The organism is Mycoplasma leonicaptivi ATCC 49890, assembly GCF_000622205.1.
Classification (GTDB): Bacteria; Bacillota_I; Bacilli_A; order Mycoplasmatales; family Metamycoplasmataceae; genus Mycoplasmopsis; species Mycoplasmopsis leonicaptivi.
The window spans coordinates 1-1,282 of record NZ_JHWE01000081.1; the positions used below are offsets into that span (position 1 = coordinate 1).

Annotated in this window: 1 protein-coding gene; it reads right to left on the reverse strand. The window is 28.0% G+C overall.

What is annotated here, in order from left to right; translation table 4 throughout:
• Nucleotides 1-1,282, reverse strand: a 1,282-nt coding sequence (locus tag BU00_RS04770; RefSeq protein WP_036459108.1) for a site-specific DNA-methyltransferase, incomplete at both ends; no start/stop codon positions are given.

Below are 1,282 nucleotides of genomic sequence, written 5' to 3' on the forward strand. Positions count from 1 at the left end.
TCTATTAATTTTATAAGTGCTTGTTTTTTATCTTTTAATGATAATGTTTCAAATTCTTTGTCAACGTCTTGCAATTCTTGTGTTGTTAAGTATGGAACAATTCTGTTATCAGAATAAATTAGCTTTTTAATGATTGAAATGTTTTCTTCACTTGCTTCTTGGATTTGATTGATTAAAGAATTTGCGTTTTCAAGTAATTCACAGTATACAAATGAACCACCACCATTTCAATTAACTGATTTTGAGATACCACCTTGTTCACCGTCAATAACTTTTTTTAGACGCTCAACTGTTATATCATTTATATAATCCATTTGTTCAATACCTATGTATCTACGATTCATTTTGTGAGCTACTACTGCAGTTGTACCTGAACCAAGGAAGAAGTCAAGGATGAGGTCGCTTTCTTTAGTTGAATGTTCAAAAATTTTTAATAATAAAAATTCTGGTTTAGGATATGAAAAATCATCAACAAATCCTAACAACTTTGATTCCTTTGTTGCTACTTGGTTCATAAAATCATTAGATATAAAGTCAAGTGTATTTAATGTTTGTTTGGTAGTTTTTAAATCTTTTAAATATCTTTTATAAATAAATCCTCGTTCATCTTCTTTGTGTTCTTTTTTGAAACATATACGTCCTTCATCTATATGTTTTTGTAATGTGTTTTTAGAAAATAATCAAAAACGACCTTTTGGTGGATAATCTATTTTATTAGTAAAGGGGTTAGTAACTCCAAATCAACTTTTTTCTTTTGTTCCTGTTGCAGCACTTGGGTTATCGCTTATTCAAGCCCCATTAGGATCATTATCTGGATTTTTATAATTAGAAAGATTTTTCTGACCACCAAGTAAATTTATATTATTTTTATTTTTTGCAAAGCACAAGCAATTCTCATGTTGAATATTAATACCTGTTTTAGCATCGTTAGTAGTGCTTTTTGTTTTTCTTATGAAATCAGCAACAAAATTCCCTCTTCCAAAAACATCATCCATCAATACTTTTAAATAAGCTTGTTCGTTGTCATCGCATTGTACAAAAATAACACCATCTTCACTTAACAATCTTCTTGCTAACTCAAGTCTATTTTTCATAAATACAAGTCAAGTAGAATGATTAAATGAATCATTGTAATTAAAACTATCATTTCCTGTGTTATATGGTGGATCAATGTAAATGCATTTTACTTTACCTTCGTATCTTTTTAAAAGAGAAGCAATAGCAATTAAATTATTTCCCTTAATAATTAAATTATCTTTTTCATCAAATGTTATGTTTTCTT